Source organism: Variovorax durovernensis (assembly GCF_977011995.1).
This window is the reverse complement of the sequence record NZ_CDRNCW010000001.1, coordinates 429994-447654: the sequence shown is the minus strand read 5'-3', so window position 1 is coordinate 447654 and position 17661 is coordinate 429994. Positions and strand designations below refer to the sequence as shown.

Annotated in this window: 17 protein-coding genes; 2 read left to right on the top strand and 15 right to left on the bottom strand. The window is 68.1% G+C overall.

Going from position 1 to position 17661, the window contains the following annotated elements; all coding sequences use genetic code 11:
• Positions 1-85: 85 nt before the first annotated feature.
• Positions 86-1324 carry a flavin-dependent oxidoreductase gene (locus tag ACWV14_RS02070; protein ID WP_454902253.1) on the top strand — a complete coding sequence of 413 codons (1239 nt, stop codon included), beginning with the start codon at positions 86-88 and terminating at the stop codon, positions 1322-1324.
• Between the two features lie 31 nt (positions 1325-1355).
• The gene (locus ACWV14_RS02065; protein WP_454902251.1) at positions 1356-2321 is read left to right on the top strand and encodes a tripartite tricarboxylate transporter substrate binding protein; all 966 of its coding nucleotides are present in this window, start codon (positions 1356-1358) and stop codon (positions 2319-2321) included.
• A 16-nt stretch (positions 2322-2337) separates the two neighbouring features.
• Here the strand turns inward: ACWV14_RS02065 and ACWV14_RS02060 are convergent, their stop codons facing one another.
• The 15 genes from ACWV14_RS02060 to atzF form a co-directional block, all read right to left on the bottom strand.
• The gene (locus tag ACWV14_RS02060) at positions 2338-3072 is read right to left on the bottom strand and encodes a GntR family transcriptional regulator (RefSeq protein ID WP_454902249.1); all 735 of its coding nucleotides are present in this window, start codon (positions 3070-3072) and stop codon (positions 2338-2340) included.
• Positions 3073-3101: 29 nt separating this feature from the next.
• Complete coding sequence (locus tag ACWV14_RS02055; protein WP_454902247.1) at positions 3102-3773, bottom strand: cysteine hydrolase family protein; 672 nt, start codon at positions 3771-3773, stop codon at positions 3102-3104.
• A gap of 256 nt (positions 3774-4029) precedes the next feature.
• Positions 4030-5616, bottom strand: a complete 1587-nt coding sequence (locus ACWV14_RS02050; RefSeq protein ID WP_454902246.1) for an ABC transporter ATP-binding protein — start codon at positions 5614-5616, stop codon at positions 4030-4032.
• Between the two features lie 208 nt (positions 5617-5824).
• Positions 5825-6535, bottom strand: coding sequence for a biuret amidohydrolase (gene biuH / locus ACWV14_RS02045; protein ID WP_454902244.1), 711 nt, complete (start codon positions 6533-6535; stop codon positions 5825-5827).
• A gap of 5 nt (positions 6536-6540) precedes the next feature.
• Positions 6541-7533: a formamidase gene (locus tag ACWV14_RS02040; protein ID WP_454902242.1), complete on the bottom strand. Its 993-nt coding sequence runs from the start codon at positions 7531-7533 to the stop codon at positions 6541-6543.
• 5 nt (positions 7534-7538) lie between these two features.
• Complete coding sequence (locus ACWV14_RS02035; protein WP_454902240.1) at positions 7539-8462, bottom strand: ABC transporter permease; 924 nt, start codon at positions 8460-8462, stop codon at positions 7539-7541.
• On the bottom strand, positions 8459-9535 hold the full coding sequence (locus tag ACWV14_RS02030) for an ABC transporter permease (protein WP_454902238.1): 1077 nt from the start codon (positions 9533-9535) through the stop codon (positions 8459-8461). The genes ACWV14_RS02035 and ACWV14_RS02030 overlap by 4 nt, the downstream gene beginning before the upstream one ends.
• 118 nt (positions 9536-9653) lie before the next feature.
• Positions 9654-10781, bottom strand: coding sequence for a BMP family ABC transporter substrate-binding protein (locus ACWV14_RS02025; protein WP_454902237.1), 1128 nt, complete (start codon positions 10779-10781; stop codon positions 9654-9656).
• A gap of 62 nt (positions 10782-10843) precedes the next feature.
• On the bottom strand, positions 10844-11227 hold the full coding sequence (gene hpxZ / locus ACWV14_RS02020) for an oxalurate catabolism protein HpxZ (protein WP_422088762.1): 384 nt from the start codon (positions 11225-11227) through the stop codon (positions 10844-10846).
• Positions 11224-12705, bottom strand: coding sequence for an AtzE family amidohydrolase (locus ACWV14_RS02015; RefSeq protein WP_454902236.1), 1482 nt, complete (start codon positions 12703-12705; stop codon positions 11224-11226). The genes hpxZ and ACWV14_RS02015 overlap by 4 nt, the downstream gene beginning before the upstream one ends.
• Positions 12702-12908, bottom strand: coding sequence for an AtzG-like protein (locus ACWV14_RS02010; protein ID WP_454902235.1), 207 nt, complete (start codon positions 12906-12908; stop codon positions 12702-12704). The genes ACWV14_RS02015 and ACWV14_RS02010 overlap by 4 nt, the downstream gene beginning before the upstream one ends.
• A gap of 23 nt (positions 12909-12931) precedes the next feature.
• Positions 12932-13765: an ABC transporter ATP-binding protein gene (locus ACWV14_RS02005; RefSeq protein ID WP_454902233.1), complete on the bottom strand. Its 834-nt coding sequence runs from the start codon at positions 13763-13765 to the stop codon at positions 12932-12934.
• Positions 13766-13888: 123 nt separating this feature from the next.
• Complete coding sequence (locus tag ACWV14_RS02000; protein ID WP_454902231.1) at positions 13889-14716, bottom strand: ABC transporter permease; 828 nt, start codon at positions 14714-14716, stop codon at positions 13889-13891.
• A 129-nt stretch (positions 14717-14845) separates the two neighbouring features.
• Complete coding sequence (locus tag ACWV14_RS01995) at positions 14846-15859, bottom strand: ABC transporter substrate-binding protein (protein ID WP_454902229.1); 1014 nt, start codon at positions 15857-15859, stop codon at positions 14846-14848.
• A 12-nt stretch (positions 15860-15871) separates the two neighbouring features.
• The gene (gene atzF / locus ACWV14_RS01990) at positions 15872-17605 is read right to left on the bottom strand and encodes an allophanate hydrolase (protein WP_454902227.1); all 1734 of its coding nucleotides are present in this window, start codon (positions 17603-17605) and stop codon (positions 15872-15874) included.
• Between the last annotated feature and the right edge of the window lie 56 nt (positions 17606-17661).

Sequence of the window (17661 nt, the reverse complement as noted above, 5' to 3'; positions counted from 1 at the left end):
AAATCCATATCACATCTAAATTTCCCAAATGGTTTGACTGCGTTCCTAATGCGCGCCGAGGCACAACGCAACACCACGAACGACCATGAGCAACGAAGTCATCATCCTGGGCGCCGGCATCGGCGGCCTGACCCTGGCGCTGAGCCTGCACCAGGCCGGCATCCCCTGCCGCGTGTACGAGGCCGTGCCCGAGCTGAAGCCGCTGGGCGTAGGCATCAACCTGCTGCCGCACGCGGTGCGCGAGCTCAGCGAGCTTGGCCTGCTGCCCGCGCTCGACAAGGTAGGCGTGCGCACGCAGGAGGCGGTGTTCTTCACCGAGAACGGCCAGCTGGTCTTTCGCGAGGCGGCGGGGCAGCACGCGGGCTACGACTGGCCCCAGTTCTCGATCCACCGCGGCGACCTGCAGACCGTGCTGCACGAAGAGACGCTCGCGCGCCTGGGGCCCGACAGCGTGGTATGCGGCCACCGCTGTACCGGGGTGACGCAGGACGCCGACGGCGTCACCGTGCACTTCGCCGATGCGCCTGCGGTGCGCGGCGCAGTGGCTGTCGGCTGCGACGGCATTCACTCGGCATTGCGCAAGCAGCTCTATCCGAACGAAGGCGCGCCGCGCTACTCGGGCATCAACATGTGGCGCGGCACCGCGCGCTGGAAGCCCTTTCTCTCGGGTGGCAGCATGGTGCGCGCGGGCTGGCTGTCGGTCGGCAAGATGGTGATCTATCCGATCCGCAACAACATCGACGCCGAAGGCCACCAGCTCGTGAACTGGGTCGCCGAGATCCACGCGCCGCAGCCCGCCATGCGCGACTGGAGCCGGGCCGGCCGGCTCGAGGATTTCCTGCCCGCGTTTGCCGACTGGCACTTCGACTGGCTCGACGTGCCGGCGCTGATCCTCGCGTCGGACACCATCCTCGAATATCCGATGGTCGACCAGGACCCGCTGCCGCGCTGGACCCATGGCCGGCTCACGCTGCTGGGCGACGCCGCGCACCCGATGGTGCCGCGCGGCTCCAACGGCGCCGGGCAGGCGATCATCGACGCGCGCTTCCTGGCAGGCGCGCTCAAGGACCAGGGCGTGGGCACGGCCGCGCTGGAAGACTACGACCGCGTGCGCGTCAAGGCCACCACCGAGGTGGTGCTGACCAACCGCAGCAACCCGCCCGACGCGATCCTGCGCGAGGTGTTCGAACGCTCGGGCGGCAAGCGCTTCCAGAAGATCGAGGACGTCGTGCCCGTCGCCGAGTTGCAGGCCATCTCGGACAACTACAAGCGCGTGGCCGGCTACGACCCGATAACGCTGAAGGCGCGCGCTTCCTACCTTTGAGCATCACTGAAAAGAACACGGAGACACAACCATGCATTCGCTTGTCAAGAAGACCCTTGCCGCCCTGCTTTTCGCAGCCGGCGCCACCGCCGCCTGCGCCTGGCCCGACCAGCCGATCACGCTGGTGGTGCCCTACACCCCCGGCACCGGCATCGACCTGGTGGCACGCCAGCTATCGGCCCGCCTGCCCGCGAAGCTGGGCCAGCCGGTGATCGTCGAGAACGTGGCCGGTGCCAGCGGCAACATCGGCAGCGAGCGCGTGGCGCGCGCCAAGCCCGACGGCTACACGCTGATGGTGCAGGTCAACACGCTGGTCATGAACCGCAGCCTCTACCGCTCGCTGAGCTACGACCCGGTGGCCGACTTCGCGCCGGTGTCGCTCACCTCGTGGGGCACGCTGCTGCTGGTGACCAACCCGAACGTGCAGAAGGCGACGACCGTGTCGCAGATGGTGAGCGCGGCCAAGGCGGCGCCCGGCAAGCTGACGTATGCCACGCCGGGCGTGGGCACGCCGCACCACCTGTCGATGGCGCTGTTCATGCAGGGCACGGGCACCGAGATGCTGCACGTGCCGTACAAGGGCACGGCCGGCGCCGTGACCGACCTGCTGGGCGGGCGCATCGACTACATGTTCCTGCCGGTGCACGTGGCGCTGCAGCACATCCAGGTCGGCAAGCTCAAGGCAATTGCCACCGGCAGCGGCAAGCGCCTGCCGCAGCTGCCCGACGTGCCCACGCTGGCCGAGGCCGGCGTGACCGCCGACAACGTCGACATGTGGTACGGCGTGCTCGCGCCCAAGGGCACGCCGCCTGACGTGGTGGCGCGGCTCAACAAGGAAATTGCGGCAGTGCTCAAGCAGCCCGAGGTAGCGACGTCCTTCGAGTCGCAGGGCATGGTGCCCGCAAGCTCGACGCCGGCGGAGTTCGGTGCGTTGATGAGGAAAGACGCCGACCGCTGGGCCGCGGTGGTGAAGCGCGGCAACATCACTGCTGACTGAAGCAGCAGCAGCAGGCTCAGCGCGGCGCCGAGGCCTTCCCCGCGTGCCGCGCCAGATGCACCTGGTGCAGCGTGATCTTGCGCACCTCGGCCTGGCTGGTCTCGATGTGCGCGCGCAGCAGCATCGCGGCCTGGTCGCCGCGATTGGCGCGCACGGCCTTCAAAATCTTCGCGTGCTCGTCGTAGGTGGCGTCGATGCGCGGCTGCTTGGTGAAGTCGAGCCGGCGGATGATGCGGATGCGGTCGGTCACGTCGCCGTGTACGCGTGCCATCTCGGCATTGCCGGCCGCGGCCACGAGCGAGCAATGGAAAGCCTCGTCCCACTGGGCCACCTGCGCCATGTCGGCGCTGCGCTGCGCCGCCGGCACGAGCCAGATGCCGGCCAGCGTTTCCAGCATGCCGCGGTCGATGTGGCGGTCGGTTTCGCACAGCCGGTGCACGGCGGTGGTCTCCAGCACCATGCGCAGGTCGTAGAGCTGCTCGAACTGGTCGAAGTCGAAGGGCAGCACGCGCCAGCCGCTGCGAAACAGCACTTCGACGAATCCCTCCTGCTGCAGCCGGAACAGCGCCTGGCGGATCGGCGTGCGCGACACGCCCAGGCGCTCGCTGATCTCGTTCTCGGTGAAGCGGTCGCCGGGCACGAGGATGAAGTCGGCCACGTCGCGCTTGAGCTGCGCGTAGACCTCGTCGGCGCGCGTGCGGAAAACGGTGGGGTCGGCGGGAGAGGCGGGGCTGGGTCGATCGGTAGACACGGAAGGGATGTTAGTCGCAGGAGGGTGCGTCACGACGGGCTGCGCAGCACAGCGAGCAGCGCCGCGCTCGGCGCGGTCCAGCCGACGATGCCGCCCTGGGCGCGCACCATGTCGAGCGTGGCCGCCTTGAACGCCGGGAAATAGCTTTCGGTGCAATCTTCCAGCAGCAGGCTGTCGTAGCCGCGGTCGTTGGCTTCGCGCATGCTGGTCTGCACGCAGACCTCGGTCGTGACGCCGCCGAACAGCAGGTGGGTGATGCCGCGCTGCTGCAGCAGTTCATGCAGGCCGGTGGCATAGAACGCGCCCTTGCCGGGCTTGTCGATGACGATCTCGCCTTCGATGGGGGCGAGTGCTTCGATGATCTGGTTGCCGGGCTCGCCGGCCACGAGGATGCGGCCCATGGGGCCTTCGTCGCCGATGCGCAGCGTGGGGTTGCCGCGGTTGCGCTTGGCTGGAGGACAGTCGCCGAGGTCCGCTGCGTGTGCTTCCCTTGTGTGCACCACGAGGCCACCGGCTTGCCTCCACGCTTGCAGTGCTTTTTTGGTTGCGGGGACGATGGCTTCGAGCAGCGAGACATCGTTTCCCAGCGTTTCGCCGAAGCCGCCTGGTTCGATGAAGTCGCGCTGCATGTCGATGAGGACCAGCGCTGTCTTTGCTACGTCGAATTCGTAGGGGAAGGGGTTGGCTTGTTCTATGCGCATGCTTCTGCTCGCTGGTTCCGTGGACGGGGGTGCGGCGATGGGCGGTATGCCTCCGGCCGGCCGACGTCACCGGCCCTTCGGGCTTCCCTGCGCTGCTCACGACAGGCGGGGTCTCGCCCAAACTCGCTTCGCTCAAACAAGGGCGAGCCCTGATCCGCCTGTCGCTGCGCTGCTCGGCGGTGCCTCAACGGCCGGCCGGAGGCATACCGCCCATCGCCGTGGATGCACCGAGGCAACTCGCAAGAAAACTGAGCGCTCATGCCGCTGCCTTCAACGGCTCGTGATGCCCACCGCCCATGTGGGCCCCGATCACATGCCGTTCGGCTCCGGCAGCCGGAGTCTCGAACACGATCTGGCCCTCGCTCATCACGACGATGCGGTCCGCCAGTTCAAGCAGTTCGTCGAGGTCTTCGCTGATCAGCAGAACGGCACCGCCCTTCTCGCGCACCTGCACGATGCGTGAGTGGATTTCGGCGACGGCCGCGAAGTCGAGGCCGAACACCGGATTCGCGGCGATCAGCACGTTGATGTCTCCGGCCAGCTCCCGCGCCAGCACCGCGCGCTGTACGTTGCCGCCCGAGAGGCTGCGAATCGGCGCGCCCTCGCCCTGCGTCTTCACGCCGTACTCCGCAATCCATTCGCGTGCGCGGCTGCGCCAGTACGGAAAGCTCAGCACGCCGCCGCGCGACAAAGGCGGCTGGTCGAAGTCCCGCAGCGCCATGTTCTCGGCGACGCTGAGGTCGCCGACACAGGCGTTGCGCAGCGGCTCTTCAGGAAGGCTGCGGACCTTGAGCTTGCGGTTCTCGGCGCGGTGCGCACCGTAGGGCTGCCCCATCACCGTGACCTTGCCCGCAAGGCGCGGACGCTGGCCGACGAGTGCCTCTACAAGTTCGCGCTGCCCATTGCCGGAGACGCCAGCCACGCCAAGGATTTCTCCCGCGCGCACGGACAGGCTCAGGTCGTGCAGCGCCAGCGTGCCGCGATCGCCCTGTGCCTTGAGCCCTTCGACCTTCAATGCAACCGGCGCATTGGCAGGCACGGGTTTCCTGGCAAAAGGCGTCGATGCCGATGCCTGCTCGCCACCCATCATGGCCTGCGCCAGTTGCGCCGGGCTGGTATCGGCCACGCGGCAGTGATGCACCGCCTTGCCCCGCCGCAGCACCGTCACGCCGTCTGCATACGCCATCACCTCGCGGAACTTGTGCGTGATGATGAGCACCGTGCACAGCCCGCTGCGCGCGAACTCGCGCACGTGGCCCAGCACTTCGTCGGCCTCCTGCGGCGTGAGCACCGAGGTCGGCTCGTCGAGGATCAGCAGGCGCGGCTTCAGGTACAGCTGCTTGAGCAGTTCGAGCTTCTGCTTCTCGCCAGCCGCAAGCTCGGAGGGGCGCACATCGAGGTCGAGGCTGAACGGCGTGGTCGCAAGAAAGTCTTTCAGTTCCGCGCGCTTCGTCTTCCAGTCGATCAACGCCGGCGTCTTGCCACCCGCGAGCAACAGGTTCTCCGCCACAGTCATGCCCGGTGCCAGCGTGAAGTGCTGGTACACCATGCCGATGCCCAGCGCACGCGCCACGATGGGGTTGGCGATGTCCTGCTCGCGCCCGTCGATCAGGATGCTGCCCTCCTCCGCGCGCTGGAAGCCGGCCACGCATTTCACCAGCGTGCTCTTGCCCGCGCCGTTCTCGCCGAGCAGCGCATGCACCGTGCCGGGCTCGACGCGCATGGTCACGCGGTCCATGGCGGTGAAGGCGCCGAAGCGTTTGGTGAGTTCATAGGTGTCCAGCGCGAGAGCGCCGGTGCCTGCGGGGAGGCCGCCGATGGCGTGAGGTGATGTGGCGCTCATATCGGTTTTCCGTCGCGTCGATGCATGTTTCGGGGTGCGTGCACAGGGCACCGGGTGCTGCTCTTGTGCTGGCCGATCAACAAGTGCTCTGAACGATCACGCTGGCGGGGTGCCTTGCGCAGCGAAATAAAGGGGGAGGCCGAAGGCCGGGGGACATTCGCGGAGCAAGGTACCCCGTCGGCGTGAGCCCGCAACGAACAAAGCAGCCTCATACAACCGCCAGCAACGCCTGCGAGGTGGCATGCGCCCCGAACACACCGCCCTGCATCGTGATCATCTTCAGCGCCGCAAGATGATTGCCGTAGTCCGTCGCAGCCGTGCAGTCCGACAACAGCAGGCACTCGAACCCTCGGTCGTTGGCGTCACGCATCGTCGTGTGCACGCACACGTCGGTGGTGATGCCCGCAAGGATGATGTTCTCGATGCCACGCGTACGCAGGATCAGCTCGAGATCCGTCGCATAGAACGAGCCCTTGCCAGGCTTGTCGATCACCACCTCGCCCGGCAGCGGCGCCAGCTCCGGAATGATTTCCCAGCCCGGCTCGCCGCGCACCAGAATGCGCCCGCACGGCCCGTCGTCGCCGATGCCCACGCCGTTCGCGCCGATCTGCCGCGAACGCCAGCGCTTGTTGGCCGGCAGGTCGCCGAGGTCGGGCCGGTGGCCTTCGCGCGTGTGGATGATGTGATAGCCCAGCGGCCGCAGCGCCGCCAGCGTGCGCGCGATCGGCTTGATCGGCGCCTGCACCAGCGACAGGTCGTAGCCCATCACGTCGACATACCCGCCCTTGCCGCAGAAGTCGGTCTGCATGTCGATGACGATGAGCGCTGTGTTGTCGGGCCGCAGCGCGCCGTTGTAGGGCCAGGCATAGGGCTCCGCGGCCACGTGGCGTTCGGTGGTGTTGGCGATGGTGGTGGTCATGGTCGTCATCCCGCGTAGTTGCGCTGCGGCGGCGCGAAGCCGCAACTCGTGCCGTCGGTCACCTTCACCTCGGCGCTCCACGGCAGCCTGTAGGTGCCTGCGGCCATGTCGTGCATGTAGGTGTAGGGGCAGTCCTGTGCGCCGCCCATCACCGCAACGTATCCGCGGTGATAGAGCTGGTAGATGTTGTTCTCCACGCCCCAGCCGGTGCGGGCCTCGCGCACGAGGTCGGGGCGCAGCTCGGCGGTGATGATCTCGTCCACGCGGCCGCCACCCTCGACCAGCACCGTGCCGTCGAAGTTGCAGAACATGCCCTCGCCCATCGAGTCGAAGCTGCCGTCGCTGCCGCACAGGCACACGCTCGCGGTGTATGCGAGATTGCAGAAGGCATTGGCCTGGTTGGTGATCTTCCACGCGTGGCGGATGGGCGCGGTGTAGCCGGCCGTGCGCAGGATGATGTCCGCGCCCTTGTACGCGGCCTCGCGCGCCATCTCGGGGAACATGCCGTCGTGGCAGATGATGAGCGACAGCTTGCTGCCGTTGGGTCCGTCGCACACCGGAATGCCGAGGTTGCCCGGCTCCCACGGCTCCACCGGCACCCACGGATGCAGCTTGCGGTAGTAGAGCCTGATCTCGCCGTGGTCGTCGATGATCAGGCCGCTGTTGTAGGGGTTGCCGCCGGGGTTGGCCTCCATGATGGAGAAGCAGCCCCAGATTCGGTGTTCGATGCAGGCCTGCCTGAAGGCCGCGACCTCGGGCCCATCGAGCGTGCACATGATCTCGGGGTTGGTGTCCATCGAGAGCCCGTGCAGGGCGTACTCCGGGAACACCACGAGGTCCATGGTCGACTGGTTGCGGCGCGCCTTGCCCACCATCTCGCAGATGCGCCGCGCCTGTGCGGCGAGGTCGGCCGGCGTCTTCACGCTCGGCAGTTGCAACTGCACCAGACCGACGACGACGCCGTGCGCCGATTTGTTGAGGCCTCCGAGACCGCTCATGAAGTTCAGCTCCTTGTGGACGAAAGTTCGCCGGGGCTGCCGGCTGCCGCGCTGCCCGGCTTGCAGGTGAACACCAGGATCACCAGCGTGAGCACATACGGCACGGTGTTGAAGAGGTGATAGCCCCAGCCGATGCCGATGGATTGCAGCGCCGGGCCAATGGCACCGGCGCCGCCGAAGAGCAGCGCCGCGCCAACACAGCGCAGCGGGCTCCAGCGCGCGAAGATCACGAGCGCGACGGCGATCAGGCCCTGCCCGCTGGAGATGCCCTCGTTCCAGCTGCCCGGATAGAACAGCGTGAGCGACGCACCACCGAGCCCCGCGATGAAACCGCCCGCCGTGGTGGCCGCGATGCGCAGGCCCGAGACCGAGTAGCCGAGCGCGCGCGTGGCCTGTGCCGAATCGCCGGCCATGCGCACCAGCAGGCCGGCACGCGTGCGCGCGAAGCCCCACCACAGCAGCACCGCGAGCGCCACGCCGATGGGCACCAGCGCGTTGAGCTGCAGTGCCGAGCGCACCACCGTGTTGTCGCTCCAGAAGCCCAGCGGAATCGCGGGAATCTGCGGCGCCTGCGGCTGGATGAGCGGCTTGCCGAGATAGAACGCGAGCCCCGTGCCCAGCAGCATCAGCGCGATGCCGGTGGCCACGTCGTTCACGCGGTCGAGCGAGCACAGCAGGCCATGCAGCAATGCGAGCGCCGCGCCGGCCATCGCGCCGACCAGTACGCCCAGCCAGGCCGAATCGGTGAGGTACGCGCCGCCGAAAGCCGCCATGGCCGACAGCACCAGCACGCCCTCGAGGCCGAGGTTGATGCGTCCGGATTTTTCGGTGAGGCATTCGCCCAGGCTCACGAACAGGAACGGGGCGCCCACGCGCAGCGCGCCGCCGACGATGCCGGCCACCAGCGCGATCCATTGGTCGGCAGTCATGCGATGTAGCTCCTGTCGTAGTGCTTCGCCTCGGGCAGCATGCGGTCGCCGAACTTCTTCCAGTTGACCGTGCGCAATCCCTCGCTCGCGAGGATCAGCACGAAGGCGATGCCCTGCAGCACCAGCACCGATGCATCGGGCAGGCCGAGGCGCCGCTGCAGCAGGCTGCCCGCCGCGCCGAAGCCGCCGAACAAAATCGCCACCGGCACGATGGCCACCGGGTTGTGCCGCGCGATGAACGACACCAGGATGCCCGCGTAGCCGTAGCCCGCGATCAGCGAGGCGTTGGCGTTGGTGTGCACCGCCGCCACCTCGACCGCGCCCGCCAGCCCCGCGCACGCGCCGCCGAGTCCGCAGGCCGAAAGAATGAGCCGCGTGGCCGGCAGCCCCACCAGCTGCGCGGTGCGCGGGTTGCCGCCCACCACGCGCACCGAGAAGCCCGAGGCCGTGGCACGCAGCCACCAGCCGAGCCCCAGGCAGGCCACGACGCCGATCACCAGCCCCCAGTGCACGTCGGAACCGCCGATGCCGCCTATCAGCAGCCCGTCGTTCAATGCATAGGTCGAAGGCTTGTTCAGGCTCGCCGGGTCGCGCAGCGGCCCTTCGACCAGGTGCTTGAAGATGCCGATGGCGATGTAGGCCAGCAGCAGGCTGCTGATGGTTTCGTTGATGCCGCGAAACTGCCGCAGCCAGCCCGCGAGAACGATCCACACCGCACCGGCGATGGCGCCCGCAATGCACACGATCACCGTGCCGACGGCATTGCCGGGCAGCGGCACCGCATGCGCCAGCGCCGCGCAGGCCAGCCCGCCCAGCACCAGCGCACCCTCGCCGCCGATGATGATGAGCCCCGCGCGCGCGGGCAACGCCACGCACAGCGCGGTGAGCATCAGCGGCGCGGCGCGCTGCAGCGTGTTCTGCCACGAGAACCAGTCGCCGAAGGCGCCCTTGAACAGCGTGGCCCAGACCTCCACCGGATCGACGCCCGCGAAGGCCACCAGCAGGCCGAACACCAGCAGTGCCGCCGCGATGGCGAACACCGGCAGGGAGAACTCCTTGAGGACACTGCGCATGATGAAGCTCGCTTTCAGGCCAGGGCCGTCGCGGATCCGGCTTCGCCGGGCCGCTGACGGCGCCCCCTTGCAAAGGGGGTGGGCGAAGCGACACGCAGTGCGCGAAGCCTGGGGGATGTCATCCGATGCTTCCGACCACGCCCTCGACGAGGTAGTTCATCTTCTCGAGCTCCAGGTCGGTCTGCTTGAGCACCTTGCCGGCCGGCACCACGACCGCGCCCTTGTTGTCCTTGATGCCGTCCTTGAAGATGTCGAAGCTGCCCGCGATCATCTTCGCCTTGATCTCGTCGGCCTGCTTCTTCGCGGCATCCGGCACCATGGGGCCGTAGGCGGACATCTTCACGTAGCCTTCCTTCAGGCCACCACGCAGGAAGTTGGGATGCGGCTTGCCGGTTTGCGCGGCTTCGATGGCGGTCTTGTAGGCGGTGAGCCAGTTCCATTCGGCGCCGGTGAGGTACGCATTGGGTGCCAGCCTGGCCTGGCTCGCGTGGTAGCCGCAGACCATCTTGCCGCGCTTGGCTGCGGTCTCGACCACCACCTTGGGGCCGTCCACGTGCATGGTGAACACGTCGCAGCCCTGGTCGGCCAGGCTGTTGGTGGCTTCGGCTTCCTTCACCGCCATCGACCAGTCGCCCGTGAAGATCACGCTGCAGGTGATGTTCGGCTTGACCGAGCGCGCGCCCAGCGTGAAGGCGTTGATGTTGCGCAGCACCTGCGGAATGGGCTTGGCCGCGACGAAGGCGATCTTGTTGCTCTTCGTCATGTGCGCGGCGATCACGCCGTTGAGGTACTGGCACTCGTCGATGTAGCCGAAGAAGCTGCCGACGTTCTTCGGGTGCTTGCCCTCGGTCCAGAGGCCGCCGCAATGCGAGAAGCGCACGTCGGGGTACTTGGGGGCCACCGCGAGGATGTGCGGATCGAAGTAGCCGAACGACGTGGGAAACAGCAGCCCGGCGCCGTCCTGCGAGATCATGCCGGCCATGGTCTTCTGCACGGCGGCCGTCTCGGGCACGTTTTCTTCTTCCACCACCTTGATGCCGGGCAGCTTCTTGATCTCTGCGGCGGCCATGGCGTGTGCCTGGTTGTAGCCGTAGTCGTCGCGCGCGCCGACGTAGATCACGCCGACGGTGAGCGGCTTGGGCTTGGCCTGCGCGCTGGCAAGGGCGCTCCAGCTTCCGAGCGATCCGGCGGCGCCCAGCGCGGCCAGGGTCTTGAGGGAATCGCGGCGATTGAGAGGGCTGGTCATGACGTACTCCGTTGCTGGAAAACAGGTTGAAGGACTGAAGGAAAAAGAAGTGCCTGGGGGGGTCAGCCGAGCAGGCTGACGTGCGCCGAGACCACGCGCCAGCCCTCGGGCGTGCGCATCCAGGTCTGGCTCTGGCGGCCGGTGCGCTCGGCGCCTTCGCGGCGGAACTCGCAGTTTGCGGTGGCGAAGTCGCGCCCGTAGGTGGTGATGACGGTGACGAGCAGTTCGCGCGCAAGACCCTGCGAGGGGCGCGATGCGCGAAAGGCCCGGATCTCGTCGTAGCCGTAGAGGTTTTCGGTGGCGCCGTAGCGCAGCGTGGTCGGGCTGTTCCAGAACAGTTCGTCGAGCAACTCGACCTTGTTGTTCACCAGCGCATCCTCGTAGCGGGCGAAGGCGGCCTGCACTTCGGCCAGCACGTCGGGCAGGTTGATGTCGCTTGCGTTCATGCGGGTGCTTTCTCCGAATTCAGTGCGGCGACGGGCGCATGCGCCACGCCCGCGGCTTCGAGTGCCGCGGCCACGCGCAGCACGAGGTCTTCGCGCCAGGGCGCGGCGATCACCTGCACGCCGATCGGCAGGTTGGGCAGATCCGGCAGGTTGGCGTGCGCGCTCCAGACCGGCACCGCGCACACCGGCAGGCCGATGCATGAGAAGGGCTGGGTCAGCAGGCCCATGTTGGGCCGCACCGGCAGCACGTGGCCGTTGACCTCGAAGCTCTCCGCGCCGATCGGCGTGGCCGCGCTGGGCGTGGCCGGGGCCAGCAGAATGTCGTAGCGGGCGAACAGGCGCGCCACCGCCTCGGCATACACCCGGCGCACGCGCTGCGCGCGCGCCACCCAGGCGGCAGGCAGCAGCGCACCGGCCAGAAAGCGGTCGCGCGACAGCGGCTCGAACTCGTGCGCGCGGCGGCGCAGGTCATCCAGGTGCAGCGCGGCGCCTTCGGCGTTGGTGATGAGGAAGGCGGCGGCGCGCCCGGCCTCGACCAGCGGCAGTTCGACGCTGGCCTGCGAGACGCCCGAGCCCAGCGCATCGGCGACCAGATCGACGGCGGCCAGCGCCTGGGCGCCGGCGCGCTGGTGAAAGTAGCCGCCGAGCACGCCGATGCGCAGGCCTCGCGTGCCCTGCGCCAGCACGCCCGACACGGGTTCGACGGCACGCTGGGCGCAGCCGGGGTCGTGCGGGTGGCCCGCGTCCTCGGGTCCCTGCAGCGCGTCGTAGACCAGCGCCAGGTCGCGCGCCGAACGGGCGAAGGGGCCGAGATGGTCCAGGCTGGACACGAACGGAAAGCTCCCGGTGCGCGGCAGCCGCCCGAAGGTGGGCTTGAGGCCGAACACGCCGCACAGCGACGCGGGCACGCGGATCGATCCGTTGGTGTCGGAGCCCAGCGTGAGCGGCACCTGCCCGGCGGCCACCGCGGCGCCCGAGCCGCCCGACGAACCGCCCGCGATGCGCGTGAGATCATGCGGGTTGCGCGTGGGGCCTTCATGGCTGTTCTCGGTGGTGAAGCCGTAGGCGTACTCGTCCATGTTGAGCGCCCCCACCAGCACGGCGCCCGCACGCTCCAGCCGGCGCACCAGCGCGGCGTCGGCGCGTGCGGGTGCGGGTGCGGTCTGGCGCTCGATCTTCGAGCCCGCGAGCGTGGGCAGGCCGGCAATGTCGAACAGGTTCTTCACCGCGAAGGGCACGCCGAGCAGCGGCAGTTCGCGGGTGCGCGCGCCGTTCGTCGACGCCAGCGAGGCATCGACCTGCGCCGCGCGGCGCAACGCGCGTTCGGCCAGCACTGCGGTGAAGGCGTTGACCTGGCCATCGGTGGCGTCCACACGCTCGAGGCTGGCCTGCACCAGCGCGGTGGCGCTCGCGGCGCCGGAGCGCACCGCTCCGGCCATGGCGGTCGCATCGCGCCCGAGAAGATCCGCTGCGGTCATGCTTCCTTCTCCTCGGGCTCGACCGGCGAGAAATGCACTGCCGGCTCGGCTGACATGGCCAGCGGTACCGACTCGACCAGCGCGGCAAATTCGGCCGCGAGCGCGAAGTAACGCAGCACGCCGGGGCGGTGCGCGGGCGACAGGGGCAACGCGAGCACCGCAGCGGCGGCGTCGACATAGCTTTCGATCTGCGTGGGTGTCATGGTCGGCTCCTTGTGTCGATGCCCTACCGGCGGACTTCGCGCTGGAAGATGTCGAGGCTGAGCTTTTTCATGGCCACGAAGCTCTCGGTGCTCAGCGTTTCCACGGTGCGCGGGCGGGCATCGCCATAACGCAAGATCTCGGCCACCCGGGTGGGCCGCTTGGTCAACAGCAGTACTTCGTCGGCCAGGTACACCGCCTCTTCGAGGTCGTGCGACACCAGCAGCATGGTGGTGCCGGTCTGCATGAACACCTCCTGCAGCTTCTCGCGGATGAAGAGGGTCATCTCGAAGTCGAGCGCCGAGAAAGGCTCGTCGAGAAACAGCACCTCGGGGTTGGGTGCGAGCGCACGCATGATCGATGCGGTCTGCTGCTGGCCGCCCGAGAGTTCGTAAGGAAAGCGCTTGAGGTCGAACTTCACGTCGAAGGACGCCACCAGCTCTTCCATGCGCCGGTCGACCTCGGCCTTGCTGCGCCCTTCGAGCTTCAGCGGATAGGCGATGTTGTCGATGGTGCGCATCCAAGGGAACATCGCCTCGCGGTAGTTCTGGAACACGTAGCCGATCTTGGTGTCCAAGCGCCGCTTGCCGTCGAACAGGATCTCGCCCGAATCGATGGGAATGAGCCCCGCGATCATGTTGATGAGCGTGGACTTGCCGCAGCCGTTGGGGCCGAACACCGAGACGATGGCGTGCTTGGGAATGTCGAGGTCGAAGTTCTCGTACAGCGGCCAGCCCGCGAAATACTTGGTGAGACCGCGGATGGTGATGTGCGTGCCGGCCGGACCGGGCTTGAAGGCAGGCTTGGGCACGTCGGCGTACACCGGGCCGTTGAGGACGATGTCAGTTGAAGCTCGCATGGATGCGCTCCTGTTGGGGTCTTTGCGTGAGCTGCCACGGAACCGGCTTTGCCGGGCCGCAGGCAGCGCCCCCTCGCAGGGGGTTGGCGGCTACGCGCAGCGAGCAAGCCTGGGGGTGGTCCATTACCTTCCGCTCCAGTGCACGATGCGGCGTTCGGCAATGAGGAAAAGGATGTTCAGGGCGTAGCCCAGCGCACCGGCCGCAAGAATGGCCGCGTACATGCTCTTCACGTTGAGCACCTGCTGCGCATCGATGATGCGGTGGCCGAGCCCCGTGTCGGAGCCGATGAACATCTCGGCCACGATGACGATCACCAGCGCCATCGACACCGCGGAGCGCAGCCCGACGAAGCTGGGCTGCAAGCTTTCCCACACCAGCACGTCCTTGAAGATCTGCCAGCGCGAGGCGCCCATGACGCGCGCTGCCATCACGCGCTGCTTGCGCGCATTGATGACGCCGTAGGCGCTGTTGAACACCACGATGAGCAGCGCCCCGAAGGCCGCGATGGCCACCTTGTTGACGTCGCTCACACCGAAGATCAGCAGGAAGAGCGGGATGAGCGCGGACGACGGCGTGGAGCGGAAGAAGTCGATCAGGAACTCCACGCTGCGGTACGCCTTCTCGTTGCTGCCGAGCAGCACGCCCAGCGGCACGCCGATGGCCGCCGCGATGACGAAAGCCTGCACGGTGCGCCACACGGTCATGACGAAGTCGGTGAGCAGCGGACCGCCGGCCAGGCCGGTGATGAGCGCGGCGATGGTGTCGGCGGGCGTGGGCAGCAATATCGGCTTGATGAAGCCGAGCCGCACCACCAGGTCCCACACGATGAACAGCACCACCGGGCCTATGAAGGGCAGCATCCGGTCGCGCAGCGGCGGCTTGGGCGCCGCAGTAGCGGCACTGGCAGGCGGGGTCCACGGCGCGGCCGTGGTGACGTTGGCTTCACCCATTGGGAACTCCTTCAGGATTGCTTTTTCAGGAACACCGAGGAACCGGCTTTGCCGGGCCTCAGGTGTTGCCCCCGGTAGGGGGTTGACGAAGCGACACGAAGTGCGCGAAGGCTGGGGGCGAGCCTCATGTCAGGCCTTGTAGAGGAGTGTGTCCACCGCGACCTTCTTCTCGAAGATGCCTTTCTCGGTGAACAGGTCGTAGAACTTCTGGAAGTACGCGACGTCGCTGGGCTTGAACTCGTTGTAGAGCATGTACGACGCGAGCGGCACTTCGGCCGTGAGCTTGCCTTCGATGGCGGTGTAGCCCTTCATGAACTGGCGTGCCTCGTCGGGCTTGGTGCGCACCAGTTCCACGCCGCGCGCATAGGCGGCGATGTACTTCTTCGCGATCTCCGGGTTCTTCTTGATGAACTCGGTGGTGAGGCTGGCTGCGCCGCCGTGCCAGGGCGCCATCGGGTCGCCGAGGATGTACTTCGCGACCACGCCGGCCTCGATGACGCGCGTGGTGCCGTTCATGCGGCCCACGGTGCCGGTGGGCTCCAGCGTGTAGCAGGCGTCGACCTGGCCCGCGACCAGTGCGGCCACATGCTGGCCGATGGGCAGCTCGCTCACCGTCGCGCCCTTGGCGCCCGCGCGCTCCAGCATGGTCTTGCACAGCGTGACGTTCTGGATGCCGGGGCCCGAGGCGACCTTCTTGCCGGCCAGCTCGGCCATGGTCTTGATGGGGCTTTCCTTGGCGACGATGAATTCGTCGAGCACGTACTTCGCATTGCTCGGGTTGGTGCAGAAGATCTTGAAGAGGCCGGGCTGCGCGATCTCGCCGATGGCGAGGTTGGCCGAGCCGGTGCCGTTGGCGCTGCCGTCGCAGCGGCCGGCGAGCATGCCTTCCATCACCTGCTGCGCGCCGGCGAACTTGAGCGGCTCGACCTCGAGGCCGGCTTCCTTGAAGTAGCCCTTGTCGACTGCCGCGAAGAACGGCAGGCCGGCGGCCACGGGCCAGAAGCCGATGCGCAGCTTCGCCGCGCCCTGCGCACGCACGATGGCGGGCGCGGCCAGCACGGCCAGTCCGGCGGCGCCGGCCTGCAGCAGCTGGCGGCGGCTACTGATGCTGCTCGACGCGGGAGGTTTTTCTTGGTTGCTCATCGGGACTCCTGATCAGTTGGAACTCGGTGTGGCGCGGCTCGCGACGTATGCGCGCCAGCCGCCGTGGAGGGTCACGTCCTGCGCGCCGGCCAGGGCGTGGCCCTCGCAGATGAAGCCTTTCACCCAGCTGCCGTCGGCCAGCTCGACGCTGCCCAGGCCGAGGGGCGGTGGAATGAGAGCGAGAAAGCTGCCGACCTGCGCCAGTGGCACGGCCCAGACTTCGAGCGCGATGGCGGCGCCTTCATCGCCTTCGACCACGCGCTGCAGGCCGGGCTTGGGCGGCACGGTGCCGGGCAGTGCATAAAGGCGGTAGAAGGGCGAGGTCGTCGTGGCACGCAGCAGCGTCGCCCCGCGTTCAGTGAGCTGGCTGTTGAGCGGCATGTCCGAGAGATGCGCACCGACCACGGCGATGGGCAGGGTGCCCGCGTCTGGCGCAGCGAGACCCGGAATGGCGCGCGGCGCGGGCAGCGGCTCGTCGGTCGCGCCTGGCGCGAGCCCGGTGGCGTGGTGGTAGCGCTGGCCCAGGTCGGCCAGCGCGAGGTCGCTGCCGCAGGGACCGATCAGCGTGATGCCGAAGGGCAGGCCGTCCGCGCGCAGGCTGCTGGGCACGGAGAGCGCGGCGTAGTCGAGCAGGTTGACGAAATTGGTGTACGCGCCGAGGTTGCGGTTGAGCGCCACCGGGTCGGCGCGCATCTGCTCGCGGGTGTAGTGCGTGGGCGCGGTGGGCACGAGCAGCACGTCGATGTCGCGCCACATCGGCTCGACCTGCTGCGCGATGGCGCGCAGCCGCGTCTGGGCTTCGAACACGTCGGCGGCGGTGTAGTTGCGCCCGCTCGCGAGGATGCCGCGCACGGGCTCGATCACCTCGTCGCCGTGCGCATCGAGGAACTCGCGCACCGCGGCGTAGCGTTCGGCGACCAGCGCGCTTTCATAGAGCAGCGCGGCGGCCTCGGCGAGCGGGGCGTAGGCGATGGTGACGGGCGAGCCGCCCATGGCCAGCAGGCGCGCGGTCGCGTCGTTGAACGCCCGTTCGGCGGCGGTGTCGCCGAAGAAGCTGAGCCTGTCGGGCACGCCGAAACGGAAGTGCGCGGGCAGCGGCTTGCGGCTCAGGGGGATGTCGCGGGAGTACGGGTCGCGCGCGTCGTGGCCGACAGCGGCGAGCAGCACGTCGACCGCGGTAGCGACGGTGCGCGCGAAGATCGAGACGCAGTCGGCGCTCTGCGCCGCGGGCACCACGCCGAAGGTGCTCAGCAGGCCACGCGACGGCTTGAGGCCGACGATGTTGTTGAGCCCGGCCGGCACGCGGCCCGAGCCTGCCGTGTCGGTGCCCAGCGCGAAGTCGACCTCGCCGGTTGCCACCACATAGGCCGAGCCCGAGCTGGAGCCGCCCGAAACGTATCGCGCGTCGAAGGCGTTCGGCACCTCGCCGTAGGGCGAGCGCGTGCCGTTCAGGCCGCAGGCGAACTGGTCGAGATTGGTCTTGCCGGCCAGCGATGCACCGGCTTCGAGCAGGCGCTGCACCACGGCCGCGTGGGCCTGGGGCAGGCGGTCGAACGCCGGGCAGGCGGCCGTGGTGGGCACGCCAGCCACGTCGATGTTGTCCTTGACCGCAAAGCTCAGTCCGGCGAGCGGCAGGGCAAAGCCCAGGGCCTTGCCAGCCGCGGCGTCCGCCACGGGAGCCGCGAATTTCGCGATCCAGGCGGCGGCGGGCGATCCGCTTTTTCCGTTTTCTTCATGCACCATCATTAGGCATCCAAACATGTGTACAAGTTGAGATGCAAACGGCGTGCCAGCGGTTACCT